This is a genomic window from Mycobacterium sp., assembly GCF_035314905.1.
Classification (GTDB): Bacteria; Actinomycetota; Actinomycetes; order Mycobacteriales; family Mycobacteriaceae; genus Mycobacterium.
Genome location: NZ_DATFYW010000090.1, coordinates 1 through 3,949 on the forward strand (window position 1 = coordinate 1; position 3,949 = coordinate 3,949).

The window sequence follows — 3,949 nt, forward strand, 5'->3', positions numbered from 1 at the left end:
AATCGAGAAGCGCGGGGCACCGGGCCGCAGCTAGCCTGACCGCCATGGACACCACCATCCAGGGCCTTTCTCCCGCACAACGACCCGGGCGCCTCCCTGGCCTTCTATCGCGACACCCTCGGCTTCGAGGTCCGCAACGACATCGGATACGGCGGGATGCGCTGGATCACGGCGCGGCCAGCCGACCAGCTCGGCACGTCGATTTCCGGGCTTCCCGTTCGTCTTTAAGCTCGACAAGACACACCGGGTCGATGTGACCCATGACTTCAGGAGTGACCATGACCGGCTCTTCCACCCAGGGAATCAAGATCGTGCTGGTTCCCGTGTCCGACCTGACGACGGCTAAGGCGGTGTACGCCGCCCTGCTCGGCGTACAGCCGCAGAACGACTCGTCCTACTACGTCGGCTTCGAGGCCGCGGGCCAGCACATCGGGCTAGTGCCGGGCGGTGGACCGCAGGGCATGACCTCGCCGGTGGCCTACTGGCACGTGCCGGACATCGAGGCGAAGGTGGCCGAGGTGACGGCCGCGGGTGCCACCGTGAAGGAGCCCGTGCGCGACGTAGGTGGCGGCCGCCTGGTGGCCACCGTCACCGACCCCGATGGCAACGTCCTGGGGCTGCTTCAGGACCGATGAGTGCCGACCCGCTCCCGCGCTCAGCGTCGTCGCGACACCGAGCATCGGCTCACCCACGACAAAGACGTCTGGGTGGCCAGTGCCTCGGCGGACGGTGCGCCGTACCTGGTGCCGCTGTCCTTCGACCGGGACGGCGAGGCGCTGCTGATGGCCACGCCGACGGACAGCCCGACCGGCAGGAACCTGGCCGCCACCCGGGCCGTTCGGCTGGGGCTGGGCCACACCCGCGACGTGTCCATGATCGAGGGCGAAGTCGAGGTCCTCGAGATCGACGCGCTGCCGCAGCAGCGGGGTGACCGGTTCGCCGCGCGCACCGGCTTCGACCCGCGTGCGCTGGCCACGCCGTGCCCGCTGGTTCCGTATCTCCCGCGCCGCATCTAGGCTTGGCGCGACGTGAACGAGCTGTCCGACCGCGAGCTGATGCGCGACTGCCGCTGGTTGGTCTGATGCCTCGGCCGGGCGCGCCGCATGGCCGGGGCGCAGAGGTCCCACGGGCCGGAGCGGCGTGGATGCCTTGGTTCTTGCGCCGAGCGCGACCCCGGCCAGCGTCAGCCGGACCGGCGTCGCGCCACCCCGGCCGGCACCGCCAATCAGGTAGACAGCGGACCGTTGCCGCGACCGCGCCGACGAAGAAGAACCAGACGTACTGCTCGAAGCTGGTCAGATCGAGCCAGGCGACGCCGACGGATACCGCGAAGGCGGCCCCGGCCAACAGATGGAGACACTATGAGCATGGCCACGAGGACGGACACGCAGTCGCCTGCGCTGCACGTTGGCGACAGCCACGATTTGATCCGCGTGCACGGCGCGCGCGTGAACAACCTCAAGGACGTCAGCGTCGAAATCCCGAAGCGCCGGCTGACGGTGTTCACCGGCGTCTCCGGCTCGGGCAAGAGCTCGCTTGTGTTCGGCACGATCGCCGCGGAGTCGCAGCGGCTGATCAACGAGACCTACAGCGCCTTCGTCCAGGGTTTCATGCCGACGCTGGCGCGGCCCGAGGTCGACGTGCTCGAAGGGCTGACGACCGCGATCCTCGTCGACCAGCAGCGGATGGGTGCCGACGCCCGCTCCACGGTCGGCACCGCCACCGACGCCAACGCGATGCTGCGCATCCTCTTCAGCCGACTCGGGCAGCCGCACATCGGCTCCCCCAACGCGTTCTCCTTCAACGTCCCCTCGGTCCGAGCGAGCGGTGCGATCACGATCGAACGCGGCGCCGGCAAGACCGTGAGACAGACCTTCACCCGCACCGGCGGCATGTGTCCGCGCTGCGAAGGCCACGGCTCGGTCACCGATTTCGACCTGTCTCAGCTGTACGACGACAGCAAGTCGCTCAATGAGGGTGCGCTCACGATCCCCGGCTACAGCGTCGACGGCTGGTACGGCCGCATCTTCAGCGGCTGCGGCTTCCTCGACCCGGACAAGCCGATCCGCAAATACACCAAGACCGAGCTCAACGACTTGCTCTACAAGGAGCCGACCAGGATCAAGGTCGACAACGTCAACCTGACGTACGAGGGTCTAATCCCGAGATTCCAGAAGTCGTTCCTCTCCAAGGACCGGGAGTCGCTGCAACCGCACATCCGGGCGTTCGTGGACCGGGCGGTTACCTTCACGACCTGTCCCGAGTGCGGCGGCACCCGGCTCAGCGAGGGCGCCCGGTCGTCGCGGATCAGGGGCATCAACATCGCCGACGCCTGTGCGATGCAGATCAGCGACCTCGCCGACTGGGTGCGCGGGCTGGACGAACCGTCCGTGGCGCCGCTGCTGGCGGCGCTGGGGGAGACCCTCGACTCGTTCGTCGAGATCGGGCTCGGCTATCTCAGTCTCGACCGCCCGTCCGGCACGCTGTCCGGCGGCGAGGCACAGCGCACCAAGATGATCCGACACCTCGGGTCGTCGCTGACCGACGTCACCTACGTCTTCGACGAGCCGACCGTCGGTCTGCACCCGCACGACATCCAGCGGATGAACGACCTGCTGCAGCGGCTGCGCGACAAGGGCAACACGATGCTGGTCGTGGAGCATAAGCCGGAGACGATCGCGATCGCCGACCACGTCGTCGACCTCGGCCCCGGCGCCGGTACGGCGGGCGGCACCGTCTGCTTCGAGGGCACTGTCGAGGGGCTGCGGGCCAGCGGCACCCTCACCGGCCGCCATCTCGACGACCGGGCCGCCCTTAAGGAGACGGTGCGGAAGCCTACGGACACGCTGGAGATCCGCGGCGCGACGACGCACAACCTGCGCGACGTCGACGTCGACATCCCGCTCGGGGTGCTTGTCGTCGTCACCGGTGTCGCCGGCTCCGGCAAGAGTTCGCTGATCCACGGCTCGGTGTCCGGGCGGGACGGGGTCGTGTCGGTCGACCAGACCCCGATCCGTGGCTCGCGGCGGAGTAACCCGGCGACGTACACCGGAATGCTCGACCCGATCCGTAAGGCGTTCGCGAAGGCCAACGGCGTGAAGCCGGCGCTGTTCAGCGCCAACTCCGAGGGCGCCTGCCCCAACTGCAACGGCATCGGCGTCATCTACACCGATCTGGCGATGATGGCCGGCGTCGCCACCATCTGCGAGGAGTGCGAGGGCAAGCGGTTCGAGGCATCGGTGCTGGATCACCACCTCGGCGGCCGCGACATCAGCGAGGTGCTCGCGATGTCGGTGACCGAGGCCGAGGAGTTCTTCGGCGCCGGCGAGGCGCGCACGCCGGCCGCGCACGCCATCCTCTACCGGCTCGCCGACGTCGGGCTCGGCTACCTCAGCCTCGGCCAGCCGCTCACTACGCTGTCCGGCGGCGAGCGGCAGCGGCTCAAGCTGGCCACCCACATGGCCGAGAAGGGCCGCGTCTACGTCCTCGACGAGCCGACCACCGGTCTGCACCTCGCCGATGTCGAGCAGCTGCTCGGCCTGCTCGACCGGCTCGTCGACTCCGGCAAGTCGGTCATCGTCATCGCGCACCACCAGGCGGTCATGGCGCGCGCGGACTGGATCATCGACCTCGGCCCCGGCGCCGGCCATGACGGCGGCCGAATCGTCTTCGAGGGCACACCCGCCGACCTCGTCGCTGCCCGCTCCACCCTCACCGGCGAGCACCTCGCGGCCTACGTCGGCACCTGACCGAGGCCCTCGCGGACACCGTGAGATGAGTTCTCTCCTGGCCGGTATGCCGCCCGGCGCCTACCGGCGCCACGCGGCGCGCGCGACGGCGGGGATGCCGCCGTGCGTGGCGGAACAGGTGACCAGACCGATCAGGAATCGAGAAGCGCGGGGCACCGGGCCGCAGCTAGCCTGACCGCCATGGACACCACCATCCAGGG

Annotated in this window: 3 protein-coding genes and 2 pseudogenes; all 5 read left to right on the forward strand. The window is 69.2% G+C overall.

The genetic code is table 11. The features are described from left to right. Positions 1-44: 44 nt before the first annotated feature. A pseudogene (locus tag VKG81_RS06800) lies at positions 45-204 on the forward strand (VOC family protein); the annotation flags it as partial. A gap of 74 nt (positions 205-278) precedes the next feature. Next, positions 279-635: a VOC family protein gene (locus VKG81_RS06805; RefSeq protein ID WP_324395074.1), complete on the forward strand. Its 357-nt coding sequence runs from the start codon at positions 279-281 to the stop codon at positions 633-635. Beyond that, positions 636-1,016: a pyridoxamine 5'-phosphate oxidase family protein gene (locus tag VKG81_RS06810; protein ID WP_324395075.1), complete on the forward strand. Its 381-nt coding sequence runs from the start codon at positions 636-638 to the stop codon at positions 1,014-1,016. 351 nt (positions 1,017-1,367) lie between these two features. Further along, on the forward strand, positions 1,368-3,749 hold the full coding sequence (locus VKG81_RS06815; RefSeq protein ID WP_324395076.1) for an excinuclease ABC subunit UvrA: 2,382 nt from the start codon (positions 1,368-1,370) through the stop codon (positions 3,747-3,749). A 37-nt stretch (positions 3,750-3,786) separates the two neighbouring features. Further along, a pseudogene (locus tag VKG81_RS06820) lies at positions 3,787-3,924 on the forward strand (AraC family transcriptional regulator); the annotation flags it as partial. Between the last annotated feature and the right edge of the window lie 25 nt (positions 3,925-3,949).